A 15,608-nucleotide genomic window follows, 5' to 3' on the forward strand; every position below is an offset into this window, starting at 1 on the left:
TGTCTTCGCGCGGCTACAGCGCTGCGGCCGCGGCTGCCACCCGAGCCTCCGGGGCGGTGCGGCCCCGTCGCCCTCGCGGCGATGGCTCCTCAAGGCCGAGGGGTCGGCTACGCCGGACCGGGGGACTTCGTCACTCCCCATGCGCTGCGATGCGACGAACCACCCGGAATCGTGGCGCGGTTCCGGCACGCCGCCGAGTCGGTGCGGCGGACCGGCTTCGACGATGTCGAGGGCCACGGGGTGTTCGACATGGTCGGCGTCGATGGTGTTCACCGCGGCAGCGCGTCATCGCCCGGTATTCGGCGCGTGAGCTCCCGGAAGCACGGTTCCGGACCGGCTTGTAGCATGGCGACGCCGAAGTGGAAGGGGACGACCATGCACGCCGGGGCCGACACCGATTCTCTCGACCAGGCGGCGCGGAACTTTCTCGCGGCGCGCCCGCAACTCTTCGGCGTTGCTTACCGGTTGCTCGGAAGCGCAGTGGAAGCGGAGGACGTCGTCCAAGAGGCGTGGCTGCGTTGGCAGAACGCGGACCGCACGCGCATCGTGGCGCCGACGGCCTTCCTGACCACGGTCACCACCCGTCTGGCCATCAACCTGGCCCAGTCGGCCAGGATGCGGCGGGAGTCCTACGTCGGCCGTGGCTTCCCGAGCCGATCGACACCAGCGCGGATCCGCAGGTCGGTGCCGAACGAGCCGACACCCTCGAACTGGCCGTTCTTTTCTTGTTGGAAAAGCTGAACCCGATGGAGCGGGCCGCCTATGTCCTGCGCGAAGCCTTCGACTACCCCTACGCGCGGATCGCGGACATCCTGGAGACGAGTGAGGCCAACACCCGTCAACTGGTGAGTCGCGGGCGCAGACACCTGGCCGCCGAGCGCCGGGAACGCGTTGGCACGACCGAACACCGCCGCTTTCTGGAGGTGTTTCTCGCCGCCGCTCGGAAGGGTGATCCGGCGGCACTGGAGAATGTGCTCGCGGCGGATGTCGTCAGCTACACCGACGGCGCGGGCATGCGTGGCGCGTCGCGGATCCCGGTCGTCGGGCGCCCGCACGTCTCCAAGTACCTCGCGGCCTTCGCTCCCCGGTTCTGGCCCGGAACGAAGGTGCGGTGGGTCGAGGCGAACGCGCGTCCCGCCGTCGTGGTCTCGTCCGGCGGGAAGGTTGTGGCCCTCCTTTCCGTCGATGTGTCGGTCGAGGGGATCGACCGGATCATGTGGATGATGAGCCCGGCCAAACTGTCGCCGTTCATGGCATCGCCGGGCGATTGAACACCCTTCGCCGCACTGGCGAAGGCCGGGACGTACCCGGCCCGAGGAGGCCGAGACGGTCCGCCACACGCAAGCCTCGACGGACCGTCATGGGCTGCCGCCGCTATTTCGTGATGTCCGAGACGTAGAGTCGGGCGTACCTCTCGATCTCTCGGCGGGTTTCGACCGTCCCGTTCTGCGGGCCGAAACGGAACGGCCTCGGCAAAACGTAGTCGGGATTGCTGTTCCGCAGAATCTCCCGCCATTCGTACAGGTAGTGGGAGAAGGACACCGTACTTGTCTGGAGTTCCCGAGTCTGCGGAGTGTAGATCCGGGCTTCGTTGCCGTCGAACGGCAGGGCCATGGCGTTACCCGCCCGGTCGCGCCAGCTCGTGTAACGTACGCCTTCGCTATAGGCGGCGGACAGGGCGTTCATGGCATCCGCGACGATCCTGCGAAAACGGGGGTTCTGTTCGTAGGGGATGATGTCGTAGAGGCGGCCTGCCTCGTGAAGGAAATCCGAGGCGTCGTATGCCTCCTGGGGACTGCCGCCGGTCAGTTCGATCTCACGGTTCCAGTCGGCGTACGAACCGGTTATCGCTGCCTCCACCGCGCGGCCGCCGATGCTCGAAGCGAAGTTGCGCATCTCCGAGATGGCGACCGGATTCGCGTCCAGGAAATAATAGACGACGTTGTCCCGTGCCATGAAGCCTGCGATGTAAAGCGAGTGGGGATTGATGAGCAGAACTCCTACGCGCTGGTTCGCCACGTTGCGGATGTCGAGTGTGATCAATCCGCCGTTGTAGGTCTGAGTTTCTCGCAGTGATCCGGCGACGGGATGACCCGCTACGCGACGGATCTCATCTATCGTGTCGTAATATATCTGCCTGCCGTCTTGGCCGGTACTTTGCAGTGTGATGATATGGGTGGTAATCCACGACACGGTGCCGGGGCGGACATCTGCGGAAGACGGCTGGACGGTACCCCCGAGGAGGATGGCGAGAGAGACCACCACGCATACGAGTGCACGGGAGACGATTTTACTTCTGCGGATTCTTGACACCATTACTCTGCGGACTCCGAATCTGATCGAATTTGATTTCCGGGCCGGTAACGCACGCGGACGGAAGGCGGTGGCGTGCGGCCGAGGTCTTCTTCTCCCCCGCTGCGCCGACGCGGGACCGTGGACGCCTAGCCGTCTTTGCCCTTGATGCTCCTGACGTGCGTGCATACGTCCTGCCAGTCGTGCAGCGTTGTACCGAGTCCCGGTATGTAGCGCGGGGAGGTGGTCGGGTTTTCGGTGACGGCGTGGGCGAAGTTCGATATGTCCTGCCAGGACGACCTCAGTCGCAGAGCCTCGTCGTCGAGATACTGATGGTTGCTGCTGCCGTCCAGGGCTGCGGAGAACTCGTCGCGGTAGTGGGGAAAGCGAGCGGCTTCGGAGAATGCCGCCATGAATTCACTTCGTCCGCCACATACCCGGGGGTGTCCGAGAAGACGTAGGATTTGCCATTCCTCGCTCGAAACCCTGCCGTGTACAGGTTCTGCGGGTTCACCTATAGCCAACACAGGGGGTCGCCGTGAGCGGAGTTCAACTGAAGAGCGACGAGGCCCGCCGTACTCGCTTTCCCCATGGTTTCGTAGACATCACCCCGGTAGACGTGCCCGGCTGCCGTCCGTAATTCCGTGACGGCTGTCTGGTACCGGTCTGTGTGGTATGTGTCCGGGAGTTCGTCGTCCGGTGTCAGAACGACATATCGGGTCGTGTGGTCCGGAGTGTCCGCGCCGGCGGACGGTACGGGGACGCTCAGCGAAAGCGCCAGGGCACCCAGGCAAAGCGCGACCGCGCGGCGCGAGTAACGGCGCCGCCGAGTTTTCGATGTCATCACTGCTTGATCCATGCTCCAGTCGACGGGGAAGGGCGGCCGGCGAGCGCGGGGACGTGTTGGTCGCGTCATTCGTCTGCCAGTCGTAACCGCGGTTCTCGGGGACGAACTCGAACTCTCCTCCGATCGGCGAGACGACGGTCCGCGTGCCGGTTTCATCCAAGTGACCGTGCAGGCCGTCTACTTGTGACAGGCGAGGCGAGCGCCGGAGAAATGCGGCGTCCGGCCGTGCGGCCCTCGGGTGCCGTGCGGGCCATCGATGAGCCCCGAAGACGTCGTGGTGGGTGGCGGCCCGGCCGGGCCGGGGTCGGCCCTGAGGGTGCGGGAAACGACCCCGGTGAGCGCACTGTCCCCGGCACTGCCCGGTCCGCCCGACAGAGATCCGGATCCCGAATCGGTCGGCCAGAGGTGCGTGCCGCCCTTCGGCCGTCGTGCCAAGGCCGGGTCCTACGTGGTGAGTTGGTCATTTCGCTGCATGGTGTGGCGGGCGTTGCCGCCGTGTTTCGGGGTGTCGACGTCGACGGTCCATCGCGGGTGGCGGGCCGGGGTCCGTTCGGCCGGGCGTGGGGTGTTCTCGTCGGGGATTCCGTGCGCCGGCGCATGTGCGTGCGGTCCGGTCCGGGTCGGGCCGGGGTCGGCCGGGGTCGGTGTGCGGGATGGGTGCGTCTCGTTCGAGTGAACCGGGCCTGCGGCGGGCGGGGTTGCCGGCAGGGTGGGTCAGTGCCCTTTTCGCGGGGTCCACACATTCGCCTCGTGGCGTGTTGCGCGGGCTGTGCCCCCCCCCGGAGTCCGGCAACGGGAAGGCGTCGACCACCTGTGCGGTCGGCGCCTTCCCCGCGTCCGGCCGGGGCCACCGCGGGCCGCTTTCATATTCGCGACCTCGTGTGAGGCCGACCGCGAGGAAGGTTCCGATGGACGGTGAGGGGGCCGGGACGGAACGGGCCAACGCGCACGGCGGGTTCGACATGGCGCCGGACGCCGATCTCGACGGCCGCCCTCGATCACGTGTTGGTCGGCTCGCTGGTGGGCACTCCCCGACTGTGGCATCGGCAACGTGACGCACGTAGCGGCTGTGGCTCCACTCGCTCGGTGCACCACACTCCATACAGGCCGTCGCAGCAAGGGAGTTCGTGCGGTCCTGGATCCCGATCTCGGAATCCGTGAGATCCGTCGAGGTCACCAGGACGTCGGCCAAGTTCGGCATCGGTTGCGGCAGTTCGATGTGCGCGCCGCCGGCGCCGTTGTCGGACATCGTGTTGCCGCGGGTGTTCGGTGGGGCACGGCTACTCGGGCTCGTTGCCGACCCTGCCCGCGTCGGGCAGACGGCCGTCGACAAGGTCGCGGTTGTGCGTGAGTTCGCGGAGCGTGAGGGTGGACGGCGCCTTGCCGCTGCCTCGCGCTCCGCGAGTGGGTGTGTGGGTCGCGGTCAGCAGGCGCAGCCGCCGTGGGTGGAAGGTTCGGGTGTGCCGTGGTCGTCGGGGTGGTCGTGGCAGGGCGGTTTCGGCTGGGTCGGCTTCGTGGTGTCGTCGGGGTGGTCGTGGCAGGGGGGTTTCGGCTCGGTCGGTTTCGCGGTGTTGTCGGCGGTGACGTCGACGCCGGTGGCGGCGTTGGCGGTGGTCAGGACGAGCGGGCCGAAGACGCGGTCGTCGGGGAGGAGGTAGCCGGCCGGGGCGCGGGTCTCTTCCCAGTAGTAGGTGCCGACGGGGACGTTGCGGGTGCAGGTGCCGTCGGTGCCGGTGACGCAGGGCTCGCCGATGGCGGTGTCGGGGTTGATGCCGGTGGTCTGGAGTCCGGGGGTGTCGTTGGTCTCCTCCCAGAGTTGGAAGGTGGCACCCGCCAGCGGGGCTTGGGTGTCGGCATCCCGCTTGAGGACTGTCACCTTGCCGGTGACGCCGACGCAGGGCATCCAGGTGAGGGTGACCTCGCCGTTGCCCTGACGGGCTCCGGTGGTGAACACGGCGCTCGCGGGGCCGCTGCTGGAGCCTCCGCCGCCGCCCGCGCCGCTGTTGTAGGCGGTGGGGGACGCGGCTCCGCCACCGCCGCCGGTGGCTCCCGCGCCTCCGCCGCCGCCCGCGCCGCCGTGGGGGTCGAGGATGCTGTTCCCGCCCGCGCCTCCGACCGGACCGACGGCCGGGCCGCCGTTCTCGCCGTTGGGGTCGGTGTGGGGTGCGTTGACGCCGCCCTGCCCGCCCTCGCCGCCGGGCCTGCCGGGCCTGCCCTCGTCGTCTCCGGGGAGCCCCTGACCCGGCTCGCCCGCCTTGCCGGCGTTCCCGCCGCCGATGGCGGTGGCGAAGAACGACGCGCCGCCTCCTCCGCCGCCACCCGCCACGACCAGGACTGTCATACCGTTGCCAACCGTGGTCCGGCCCCCGCCGCCGCCCGCGGCGATACCGGAAATCTGGCCGTTCGCGATGTAGGCGCCGCCCAGGCCACCCCCGTTGTAGCCGCCCTGGGCACGTGCCGGGTCGCTGTCGTCTCCGGAGTGCCCGGCGCCGCCCACGTTCACCGTGAGGACCTCTCCGGGCGTCACGCCGAACGACGCCGACACCTCCGCCCCCCGGCCGCCCACCACGCCGTACTGGCCGTCGCCTCCGGCGGCCCCGAACGCGTCCACGGTCACCGTGCACACGTTGTCGGGGACCGTGACCTGTTCAGGTGCCCCGGTGAAGGTGAAGGTCTGCGGAGCCTGCCGCGCAGTGGGGGCGGCGGCCGCCGGAGCGGCGGCCGGGAACACAACCGACGTGGACAGCCCGGCGGCCAGCACCACGCCCGCGAATGAAAGATAACGTCTCATATGGGAAGAATCAGATGCGGGAGCGAGCGGCGCTCGGTGGGGATCGGCCAAGCAGCCGAACGATGGTCGTGGTCGGCCGTGGCGTGATCGTCGGCAGGTGATCGACGGGGTGTTGTGGCGGTTGCGGACCGGTGCCCCCGTGGCGGGACGTTCCGGCGCGGTACGGGCCCGGGCCCTCTTGGACTGGTAGCGGGCAACCCCGGTCGCGGACGTCGGGGCCGCGCACACCGCTTCCCCAACCTCCCCACCACCGACTTTCCGAGTCCCGCCCCGCTATAGGGCGTTTCGTTTGACCGCGCCTGCTCGGCCGGCCGCCCGCCGCGTCGGCACCTTAGATGATCGAATTTTATTGACGATGTGCCGTAATTTGTCCGAACGCACTGCGGCATATAAGAGTATATAAGTTTGTAAATCAGCAGAACACGCCCGGAATGGGCAGGTTGACCTGCGTGAACCCAAAATGTTGTTGAAATCGCTGGTTTGATTTGCTTTTGTCTCGTCCATGTGCACGTCGCACCCCGTGGGTTTCCCGGCCTGTTCTTCGAGCCGAGATCCGCGCCTTGGCAGGACGCGGACCCAGCGATTGCCCAAATACCCGCGCCGCACGGCGCGCGGATGTTCTGGCGCCCGGTGCGGCACCTGCCTTCGGGCAGGTGCCGCCGTATCGCCCCTCGGGAATTCCGAGAGGAATGCGCATGTTTCCCCGCCACGTTTCCCGCCTCGTTCTTTGCAGCGGCAACGCTCACCACGGCACCGGCCGCACCCGACGCCTGCGCGGGTTCGCCGCTCTCGACGCGGTACTCGCCCTCCCCGTAGCCGCGATCGCTCTGGGTGCCGCACTCGCGGGCCCGGCCCAGGCCGCGAGCGTCGCCACCTGGGACAAAGTCGCGCGGTGCGAGAGCGGCGGCAACTGGTCCATCAACACCGGCAACGGCCATTACGGCGGTCTGCAGTTCACCCTCCCTACATGGCGCGCCCACGGCGGCAAGGGCATGCCCCACCACGCCTCGAAGGCCGAACAGATCCGCATCGCCGAGAAAGTCCTCGCCAACCAGGGCCCCGGCGCCTGGCCTACCTGCGGCCGCCGCGCAGGCCTGCGATGATCCCCCGCGAAACGGCCGCGCACCAGATGCGACCCGGTACCCATGCCGGGCCCGCCGCCGCCAGGACCCGGCACATCGCCGCACGCACCGAACGCACCGCGCTGTGCGGCGCGGCGGTCGGCCCGCCCGCAGACGACACCGCGACCGGCACGGTCGGCGCGCGCGACTTCCCCGACCACCACGCCGACGACGCCCCACCGTACGCCGCGTGCCTGGACGCCTACCACTGGCAACGCGGCGCGACCGACCGTACATCCACCGTCCCGACCACTGCGGACACGCCCGGCCGCACCCAACCGCGCGACCGCATCCGGCCGCTGAACCGGCGGCGCCGACGCGCCCCGGACCGCGGACCTCCCGGGCCGGGCGGTCGACGCCGAGGCGTGTTCGCCGCGGTGGCGTCGCCCGCCACGGCGGACACGCCGCTCGGCCGTGTCCCGAACGCGGGGCCGGCGGACCCACCTGGGCCGAACCCGCCCCCGAAGCTTTCGGCACAGACTCCAACGCGACCGCCGTCCTCGACGCGCCTGTCGCCGCCCTCGGCGTGCGCGCGCGTCATCGCGATCGCCTCCTCGCCGCGCCCGAGGGCGTGCAGGACCGGGGCGGCATCCTCGACGGCCGACCACCGACCGGTGATCCCCGCCATCCGCGTCGTGATCGACACCATCCGCACCACGCCGCCGGCCACCACGCCCCACTGACGCGCAAGACCCGGACCCGCACCCGATGCTCGTTCGCCCCGCACCGATGCAAACTCCACCGCGCTCCCTGACCGTGTCCTCCCTGGCACCAGTGGTTCGAGTGCCGTACGACCGGTCCATCCGAATCCTTCGAATCGGCCATGGACAAGGAGGAGTTCGGGATCGAGGGACCCGGTCCTCGAGGCGCTGTTCGCGTCCTTCGGCCCTTCGAGGATGCCGACGTCGTAGTGGTGGATGTGGACCGAGGCATGGGGCTCGACGTCGTCGCGACAGCGGTCCGGGACGTCGGCCGCGGTGTCCCTCCGGGATTCGCAGCGTTCCGCGTCTCACGACCCGACAGGAAAACCCGACAGGAATCCCAGAGGTGCCGCAGGAACCGCCGCGTCAGCGACACCGGTTCGGCTCAACCGCGGCCGGGACCCGCCGACCGGGCGTTCCAGGCCTCACCCGCCGAGGCGGCCCTCGGAAAGGACACCGATCAGGAACGACACGAACGGCCAAGACGGGCGACCTCGTCCACCACTCGTCCCGGGCGCCTCGCAATGCCTGGGCCGGCCCGGCCCGATCGTCGCTTCGCGAGCCGCAGGACGCAGTCTGGGTCACTCACGCCCTCGCGTGCACCATGGCATCCGACCATCAGGTGGGACCGGACGGCGACTCAAACCAAACGCGTTGACGGTCGTCGGGCTCTACCTCCAGGCCGAAACGTTCCGGTCCCGGACAACCCCGGGCCGTCCAACGAGCGTGCACGTCCTCGATATCCGCCCACACGTCGCGGTCACCGTGCACGGTCACCACGAACGGGCCCTCGTCGCGGTCTCGGGCGTGGTCGACGTCGGCCCAGTTCGCACCGGTGGCGTCGATCACCCGCAGGGTGCAGCACCACGCCCCCGGCTGCGGGTCGTCGGCGCGGGCGGTGAGGGAACGGTACCCGGGCAGCGTCGCACCGACGACGAACGCGGCCTCGGGCTCCTCCGGTTGCACCGCCCACGGCGCCAGGTCCGACACACGCTTGCGGGTGGGGGCGTCGTGCTCCACGGCCGGCGGGCTGTCGTCGTACCCGGCCGCCGCAGCCCGCAGCGGCATGAACGAGCCCAGCGCGGCGAACGGGCCGGTTGCTCCCCCGTCGTCGTCCCGGGTCAGGCGGGCGATGCCGTACGACACCCACGGCGAGGTCCACGGCACCAGCAGCGTCCCACCGGGGCGGGTCTGCTCGACCCACGCAGGCGGCACGACATGGACCGAGCAGGCGGCGACCACGGCGGCGTACGGGGCACGCGACGGGTGTCCCAAGGTGCCGTCGCCGGTGACGATGTGCGGGTGGATCCCGGCGCGTTCGCATGCGTTGCGGGCCGATCGGGCCAGGCCCGGATCGATCTCGACGCCGACCACGTCGTGCCCTGTGGCGGCGCGCACGCCGTCGGGCATCTCTTGTCCTCCCTCCGTCCGGATGAGACGAAACTGTGCGTGTCACCGGCGGACGACTGTTGCGGACTGCGGGGCGACGGCTTGTGCGGGTGTTCCGGCCGCAAATAGGTGCCGGACCTTCTTCGGTTGCTCGCAGGCGCGATGGCCGATGCCGGGCCCGGCGATTCCGCGGTTTCCTGGCAGGTGTTCGCGCGCAATCGCATCGCCTGACGGCAGCTGCCGTGCCGCCATGTCGGATCTGTCCTGCGTAGTCGTCGATGACCGAACACCTGCGTGACGGCGGTGCACGCCCGCAGACCTGCGTCCAGGCGAGCGCGTTCGGTCCGCAGTCGACCGATGCTCGCTTGGGCGTGGCAGTTGCAAGGCCGGGTCTTGGCCCGCGGTGCGTAGCGCGGCGTCGATGTCGATCCGGTAGCCGTCTTCGACGCTCAGGGGATCACGGTGGATGCGGGCACCGTGTTTCGTGCCTCCGTCTCGTACATGGCGAAGGTCGGAGTGTCGACCAGCACACCGGCCCGGCCCGCGGTGCGGATTGCGCGCAACCGGACCTATGGCTTCTTCGGTGCCGCGGGACAGCAGCAGCCGGTCTTGTGGAACCGCGAAGTGTTCAGCGAGTCGGCGCAAAAGACGCTGCGGCTGGGGTTCGGGTACCGGTTGCGCCCGGTGTCGGGACGCCGGGCCGGACGCGCAGAGATCGGCGCGGGCGCCCGACCGGATCGGCGACGCCGCACGCGACGGCGGCGGCGCGGGTATCGGAGACGGCAGCCACCGCAGTCATCCAGGCGGTGAACGGCACGACGGACTGAGCGGCGTGTCTGCGAGTGGACAATTGGCTACAAAATATGATTATTCGGTCATGTCTGCCTCGATCTTGTCGGATGAGCCCGCCGCGGTGCCGACAGGCGAGCCCTCGTTACTGGATCCCCGCCGGCGCAACATCATCTTCGTGGCGATCGCTGCGGGAATGCTGCCGGCGGCCCTGGACCAGACGATCGTCGGCGCTGCGTTGCCCACCATCGTCGCGGACCTCGGCGGCGGCACGCACATGTCGTGGGTCGTCACCTCGTACATGCTCGCGTCGACCGTGTTCTTCTCGCGGAACCTGGAACGGGCGAGCGGCGAGGACATGGTGGAGAAGCAGAACGCCGAGCAGGGCCTGATGCCGGTGATCGCCGACGAACCCGTGGCGTACGGCTACACGGCGGAGAACACCCACATCTCCGGGATGTTCGCCCGCGGCGAGCAACCGCTCGAATCGCTGGACAGCGGGGTCGAGGTGACCGAGTTGCTGATGGCCGCCTACCACGCGGCGGAGACGCAGACCGTGGTGCGGTTCCCGGTGGATCTCGGCGACTACGTGCCGGCGGTGGCGCGGCGCGCTTGGCGCCCCCGGTCGAAGTCGGGCACGCCGTCGGGAACGGAGGCGGGTGCGTGAGCGCGGCCCCGATGTACGGATACGGGTACGAGGAGGGACGGCGGGCCGAGGTCGCGGCGCTGCGCGAGGTGGTGGCCGCGATGCCGGGCCGGACCCACCTGTGGCCTGCGGGTCGGCCGCGGGTGTTGCTCGCGGGCATCGGCGCCAGCCACGCGGCGTTGGCCTCCCCGCTGTACGCGTTGCGCGCGGCCGGTCTGGACGTGGCCCGGACGGACTGTTCGGACCACCCCGTCGCGATCGGCGACGTGGAACTGGTGGTCGCGTTGTCGCAGAGCGGGCGCAGTCGGGAGACGGCGGATCTGGTGACCCGATACCGTGCGGCGGGCGTGGACACGTTGGCGGTGACCAACGCCGAGACCGGGCCACTGCGCGAGGCGGCGGGTGCGGCGCTGACCCTCGGCGGGTTCCCCGACAGCCGGGTGTCCACGGTGGGTTTCGTGGTCACCTACGCGGCGCTGGGCATGCTCGCGGACGAGGCGGCGACGGGGCGGATCGACGACGGCTGGCGGCGGTTGCCCGATCTGATCGAGGAGGCGGTATCGGCCAACGACGCGGTGCTCGCCGACTTCGCGGCCGGCGCGTTGGCGTCGGGGTCGGTCGACGTGGTCGCCTCCGCGGCGCAGCAGACCACGGCGGAGGCGGTGGCGCTGCTGCTCCGGGAGGGCCCGTTGGTGCCGGCGACGGCGTACGGGACCCGGTCGTACCTGCACGGTCCGATGGACTCGGCCGGCGCCGACACCGCCCATCCGGTGATCGGCGACGCCCGCGAACTCGCGTTGGCGCGCCAGCTCCTGGAGAAACCGACGGCGGTACTCACGGTCACCGACGGCACCGGCGTGGTCCCCCCAGGGGCGGTATCGGTGACCGTCCCGACGGGTCTGACCGGACCCCAGCGTGCCCTCGTCGAGGTGTGCGTGCTCCAAGCCCTCGTGTCCCACACTGCGGCGACCCGGGGCAACCCGGTCGACGAGATCGCGTTCACCCGCGAGGACACCAAGATCGCCGCGCTCGCGGAACTGTGACCGGACACGGCTCGTCCGCCTGAGTGCTCCTCCGACGTGGAACGGGCCGGGCACGAGCACGAGGCGCCCGTGCCCGGCCTCGGTCACCCCGCCCGCGTCGACGGTGGAAGCGAAGTCGCGTCTCGCGGCCGGCCGTCGTGCCGGCGCAGCATACCCGTGTTCCGCCGTGTTCCCATGGGATTTCGCCCAGCATGGGACGACATTCCATGGTCGGCGGAATGTCGACCGCCCGATCGACGACGGGGACTACGGCGAACAGGCCGAGGAGCAACCGGGGTTCACCGGCTCCGACCTGCCGGTCATGGACCGGGTCGTCCTGGACGAGCCATGGCGTGGGTTCGGCCCGGGGCCGGTTCCGGCCGCCTGGGCAAGGGACCGGTTGTACCCGGGCGCCCGGTCGATCGCCTGCATGCCAGGGATCTCCGATCGGGAGTCAGGGGGGTGTGTGAGCGGTCGTTGGTTGTGAGGTGTGAGATGCCCTGGGTCGTCACCTTCCGGACCGCGACCCGCGTGGGGTTGCAGGGAGCCGGAAGGACGAACCTGCTGACCGGCGATCCGCGTTCGGGCGTCCACCCACCGCCCCGATCGAGGCGGCACCGGGGGCGGTGTCCTTCGGAGAGCGCGTGCTCGGTTCCGGTTCCCGCGATCCGATTGCCCTTCCCCTTGCTCACCACCGCCTCGACACTCCCGCGCGGCACCTCCGGTTGGGGCCGACGTCGTGCAACCGCGCACCCCGGCATCCCTCACCGGCTCCGGCCGGGTACCCGGCCGCGCGGCCCACGTGCCGTGGCTGCGGGAGGGGGTCTCAGGCGGCGAGGGTGATGTGAAGGGCGTCGAGGCCGTCGCGGTAGATGGTGGTGAACAGGGCCACGGCCTCGGCCTCGGTGGCGCCGTCGGGGTTGAAGCGGCCGGACCACTGGACCTCGGCGGCATGCGCGGGCCAATGCAAATGCGGGCATTCGCTCACCGCCGATGATGGGCGAGGGCGGTGGACATGCGGACGCGGGTGGGATCCTGGATCGTGTCGGTCCGGATCCCACCCGCGCCGGTCGGGCGCCTCAGGCGGCGAAGCCGCCCTCGGGCCGGATGATCTCCAGGTTGGTGCCGTCCGGGTCGTTGAAGTAGGCGACCCTGGTGCCGAGCGCCGCCTCCGGCGTCACCTCGCCCGCGATGAACGTGTAGTCGTCGCCGAGGAAGCCGTAGCCGGCCTCCTTCATCCGCCGGTACACCGCGTCGAAGTCGTCCACCCGCAGGCACAGATGCATCGAGCCCGGACGGTTGGCGGCACCTCGGGTCGGCTCGCCCGGCGGGTTGCGGAACTCGATGAGGTCGATGCCGAGGCTGTTGTCGAGGTTGATCGTGGCGTAGCGCAGCTCCGCGGTGGACCGGATCGAGGCGCACATCGAGCGCGCCCTCCAGGCCGAGCACGACCTGAGCGTGCGCGAGTACTCGCTACTCGACGTGCTCAGCCGCCGGCACGACGGCGAGGGCGGCCACCTCCGGATGAAGCAGGTCGCCGACGCGGTCGTGCTCAGCCAGAGCGCCATCACCCGCCTCGTCACCCGCCTCGAGGAACGCGGCCTGCTCTCCCGCTACCTCTGCGCGACCGACCGCCGCGGCATCTACACCGACGTGACCGATTCCGGCCTGAAACTCCTGGAAGCGGCCAGGCCGACCAACGACGCCGCCCTCCGGGAGGCGCTGGACGAGGCCGCCAAGAACCCCGAGCCGGCACCGCTGGTCGCCACCGCCGAGGAGATGAACACGTCGCGACCGCTCCCGAAGCCCGCCGCCACGCGCCGAGTACGCCGAAGCCCCGGGACTCCGCCAGGCGGCCCCGGGGGCTTCGGCGGCGGACCACCGCCGCCCGTCCCCGATCGGGCCACACTCCTGCGGCGGACAGCCGACCTCGATGGCCAAGGGACGGACGCCCGACATCGGGAGGCAGCGCGGTCGCGCGACGCGCCGGACGCCCTCGGCGTGCCCCCGCGAGCCCCGAGGAACGCGCGGGAACAGCAACTGGTCCGGCCCGAGCACAGGTCCGGGCCACTCGCCGGCGCCCGGCGGCCACGACGACAAGGGGCAAGTCCGACCACCGGGCCGACTCGACGCTCGTATGGCGACGGTGGAGTCGCGGCTTTGTGTGGCCAATTCCCGGCGTGCAGGCGGTGACAGAAATCGATTGCACGGTTCGGAGTGTCCGCGTCGGTCCGCGCGTCCACGCGAAGGCGGGGGCGGGTTTTCGGCAGCGGCCGGCCAGGCAAGTGCAGTGGCGTCGGATCGAACCCGGCTGTTCGACGAATGGCGCGCCGACTGCGGCGTGAAGGGGCTTGTTCCGATTCCGTGGCCGTGTTCCCATCACACCGTGAACACCGTGAACATCGAGAACTCCGGGGTGCCCGACGAGCGGCCGGGCCATCGCGTCCGGTGGAGGGCGGATGGCGACATCGAGGAGTGCGTGCGCGTCCTCGCGGAGGTCCACGCCCGCGACGGCTATCCGGTGAACTGGCCCGATCAGCCCTGCGAGTGGCTGTCACTCGGTCCCTCGTTGGGCTCCTGGGTCACCGAACTCGATGGGCTCCTGGTCGGGCATGTCTGCTTGTCGCGGGCCGGCGACGGCGATCTGGCCCCAGGGCTGTGGAGCCGGCGAGAGGGGACGGCGCGGAGTACCACCGCCGTGGTCGGCAGACTCTTCGTCGCCCCGCGGGCGCGGGGACATCGGATCGGTGCGGCGCTGCTCGACCGGGCGGTGGAGGAGGCACGGCATCGCGGCCTGCACCCGGTGCTCGACGTCGTCACGTCCGACACCGCCGCGGCAGACCTGTACGAGCGACTGGGCTGGCAGCTGATGGACACGGTCGAGCAGCAGTGGAGCCCACACCAGACGGTGGCCATCCGCTGCTACGCGGCACCGACGTGACATGCGTCGGCCGGCCTCGAAGCGTCCACCCGGAGCACAGAGCGGGTCTCCGGCTGCTCGATCGGGTCGGGTGTACGCCGCCGGGTCCGCGGGCGTTCGGTCGTCGCGGTGCGGGATCCCTCGTATCGCGGCTGCGGGTCGTGGCGGCCGGCGCCGGGCGATGGGGTGTCATCGCCCGGTGGCCGGCGCGCCGGGGTTCAGGTCACCGGTTGGCACACGGCGTAGACCACGTAGGAGCCGGTGATCCCGGCCGAGTTGTTGAAGGACACGGTCCATGTGTCGGCGGCGGACGGGTAGGACTCGTACACCTGGGCGGTGAGGTTGTTGCCTCCGAGGGGCGTCTTGTATCCACCGCCCGTGATGGCCGTTCCCGAGGGGCAGGTCGCGGTTCCCGTGTTGAGCCCGGACGTCAGTGTGTGGGTCGTCTGGACGATCCGGGTCGGCCGGGTCGGCCCCGGGGGGCCGGCAGGACCCGCGGGCCCGGGAGGTCCCGGAGGGCCGGGTTCCCCGGCCGGGCAGTTGTGCGGGCAGTCCCCGCCTCCGCCGTGACCGTCCTCGTGGTCGGCCGCGGCAGGGTGCGCCACGACTCCCGTCACGGATGCCAGGGCTCCCAAGGCCCTCCCGGACCTCCCGGACCCCAAGGCCCTCCCGGCCAGAACGGCGTGTCCGGCCCCAGCATCACGGTGAACGGCCCATCCGTCCCCACCGACGGCACGAGCGTCGCCACGGCACTCTGCCCGACCGGCTACACCGTGGTCGGCGGCGGATACACCTCCGACGGCACGAACAGCTACCTCGGCCCCGGCGAAAAGGGACACCCCAACAGCACCAACACGGGCCGGCAGGTCCCCGCCCCGCTCGACAACACCCCCGGAGCCGCCATCCACGCCTGGGCGATCTGCCTACCGATCGGATAAGCCCCGGACCCACCCGGCCACGCCCCGGGATCCACACACACCGGGCCGGCGCCGTGCCTCGTACCGCGTGTCGCGCGAATCGAGTGGGGCGGTACCGCCCGACGACGGGTCGTGGACCCGGGGCGAGCGACTTTGGGAACCGTCCGGTGTGC

At 70.4% G+C, this 15,608-nt stretch carries 11 protein-coding genes and 4 pseudogenes; 9 read left to right on the top strand and 6 right to left on the bottom strand.

Going from position 1 to position 15,608, the window contains the following annotated elements; genetic code table 11:
- The first annotated feature begins 375 nt into the window (after positions 1-375).
- Positions 376-1,271 (top strand): annotated as a pseudogene (locus tag ACWGR4_RS40760) (RNA polymerase sigma-70 factor).
- A gap of 103 nt (positions 1,272-1,374) precedes the next feature.
- On the opposite strand, the gene ACWGR4_RS40765 reads toward ACWGR4_RS40760, so the two are convergent.
- The 3 genes from ACWGR4_RS40765 to ACWGR4_RS40775 all read right to left on the bottom strand — a co-directional run bounded on the left by ACWGR4_RS40765 (position 1,375) and on the right by ACWGR4_RS40775 (position 5,930).
- On the bottom strand, positions 1,375-2,265 hold the full coding sequence (locus tag ACWGR4_RS40765) for a hypothetical protein (RefSeq protein ID WP_452131389.1): 891 nt from the start codon (positions 2,263-2,265) through the stop codon (positions 1,375-1,377).
- 176 nt (positions 2,266-2,441) lie between these two features.
- On the bottom strand, positions 2,442-2,705 hold the full coding sequence (locus ACWGR4_RS40770; protein WP_452131390.1) for a ribosome-inactivating family protein: 264 nt from the start codon (positions 2,703-2,705) through the stop codon (positions 2,442-2,444).
- A gap of 1,857 nt (positions 2,706-4,562) precedes the next feature.
- Entirely contained in the window at positions 4,563-5,930 is a 1,368-nt protein-coding gene (locus ACWGR4_RS40775) for a prealbumin-like fold domain-containing protein (RefSeq protein WP_452131391.1), read from the bottom strand.
- Positions 5,931-5,991: 61 nt separating this feature from the next.
- Between ACWGR4_RS40775 and ACWGR4_RS40780 the strand changes: the two are divergent.
- From ACWGR4_RS40780 to ACWGR4_RS40790, 3 genes and pseudogenes are all read left to right on the top strand, one after another.
- Positions 5,992-6,100 (top strand): annotated as a pseudogene (locus ACWGR4_RS40780) (transposase); the annotation flags it as partial.
- 525 nt (positions 6,101-6,625) lie between these two features.
- Positions 6,626-7,033 (top strand): transglycosylase family protein, encoded by a 408-nt coding sequence (locus ACWGR4_RS40785; RefSeq protein WP_452131392.1) that lies wholly within the window; start codon positions 6,626-6,628, stop codon positions 7,031-7,033.
- The gene (locus ACWGR4_RS40790; protein ID WP_452131393.1) at positions 7,030-7,734 is read left to right on the top strand and encodes a hypothetical protein; all 705 of its coding nucleotides are present in this window, start codon (positions 7,030-7,032) and stop codon (positions 7,732-7,734) included. Before ACWGR4_RS40785 ends, ACWGR4_RS40790 begins: the two co-directional genes overlap by 4 nt.
- Before the next feature lie 636 nt (positions 7,735-8,370).
- Here ACWGR4_RS40790 and ACWGR4_RS40795 read toward each other — a convergent pair.
- Positions 8,371-9,162 (bottom strand): hypothetical protein, encoded by a 792-nt coding sequence (locus ACWGR4_RS40795; RefSeq protein WP_452131394.1) that lies wholly within the window; start codon positions 9,160-9,162, stop codon positions 8,371-8,373.
- An 856-nt stretch (positions 9,163-10,018) separates the two neighbouring features.
- Between ACWGR4_RS40795 and ACWGR4_RS40800 the strand changes: the two are divergent.
- Together ACWGR4_RS40800 and ACWGR4_RS40805 are read left to right on the top strand one after the other, a co-directional pair.
- Positions 10,019-10,249 (top strand): annotated as a pseudogene (locus ACWGR4_RS40800) (MFS transporter); the annotation flags it as partial.
- 344 nt (positions 10,250-10,593) lie between these two features.
- Positions 10,594-11,619 carry an SIS domain-containing protein gene (locus ACWGR4_RS40805; protein WP_452131395.1) on the top strand — a complete coding sequence of 342 codons (1,026 nt, stop codon included), beginning with the start codon at positions 10,594-10,596 and terminating at the stop codon, positions 11,617-11,619.
- Between the two features lie 805 nt (positions 11,620-12,424).
- On the opposite strand, the gene ACWGR4_RS40810 is transcribed toward ACWGR4_RS40805, so the two are convergent.
- Positions 12,425-12,586, bottom strand: coding sequence for an SRPBCC family protein (locus tag ACWGR4_RS40810; RefSeq protein WP_380005673.1), 162 nt, complete (start codon positions 12,584-12,586; stop codon positions 12,425-12,427).
- Positions 12,587-12,677: 91 nt separating this feature from the next.
- Positions 12,678-13,022 (bottom strand): VOC family protein, encoded by a 345-nt coding sequence (locus ACWGR4_RS40815; protein ID WP_452131396.1) that lies wholly within the window; start codon positions 13,020-13,022, stop codon positions 12,678-12,680.
- Between ACWGR4_RS40815 and ACWGR4_RS40820 the strand changes: the two are divergent.
- From ACWGR4_RS40820 to ACWGR4_RS40830, 3 genes and pseudogenes are all read left to right on the top strand, one after another.
- Positions 13,006-13,395: pseudogene (locus ACWGR4_RS40820) on the top strand (MarR family winged helix-turn-helix transcriptional regulator); the annotation flags it as partial. The gene ACWGR4_RS40815 and the pseudogene ACWGR4_RS40820 sit on opposite strands and share 17 nt — an antisense overlap.
- 682 nt (positions 13,396-14,077) lie before the next feature.
- Positions 14,078-14,539: a GNAT family N-acetyltransferase gene (locus ACWGR4_RS40825; RefSeq protein ID WP_452131406.1), complete on the top strand. Its 462-nt coding sequence runs from the start codon at positions 14,078-14,080 to the stop codon at positions 14,537-14,539.
- 683 nt (positions 14,540-15,222) lie between these two features.
- Entirely contained in the window at positions 15,223-15,456 is a 234-nt protein-coding gene (locus tag ACWGR4_RS40830; RefSeq protein ID WP_452131397.1) for a hypothetical protein, read from the top strand.
- Positions 15,457-15,608: the final 152 nt, after the last annotated feature.

The organism is Embleya sp. NPDC055664, from assembly GCF_053618075.1.

Coding starts and splice junctions, on each gene's coding strand:
- ACWGR4_RS40770 (WP_452131390.1), bottom strand. CDS start 2,705: ATGGCGGCATTCTCCGAAGCCGCTCGCTTTCCCCACTACCGCGACGAG.
- ACWGR4_RS40775 (WP_452131391.1), bottom strand. CDS start 5,930: ATGAGACGTTATCTTTCATTCGCGGGCGTGGTGCTGGCCGCCGGGCTG.
- ACWGR4_RS40785 (WP_452131392.1), top strand. CDS start 6,626: ATGTTTCCCCGCCACGTTTCCCGCCTCGTTCTTTGCAGCGGCAACGCT.
- ACWGR4_RS40790 (WP_452131393.1), top strand. CDS start 7,030: ATGATCCCCCGCGAAACGGCCGCGCACCAGATGCGACCCGGTACCCAT.
- ACWGR4_RS40795 (WP_452131394.1), bottom strand. CDS start 9,162: ATGCCCGACGGCGTGCGCGCCGCCACAGGGCACGACGTGGTCGGCGTC.
- ACWGR4_RS40815 (WP_452131396.1), bottom strand. CDS start 13,022: ATGTGCGCCTCGATCCGGTCCACCGCGGAGCTGCGCTACGCCACGATC.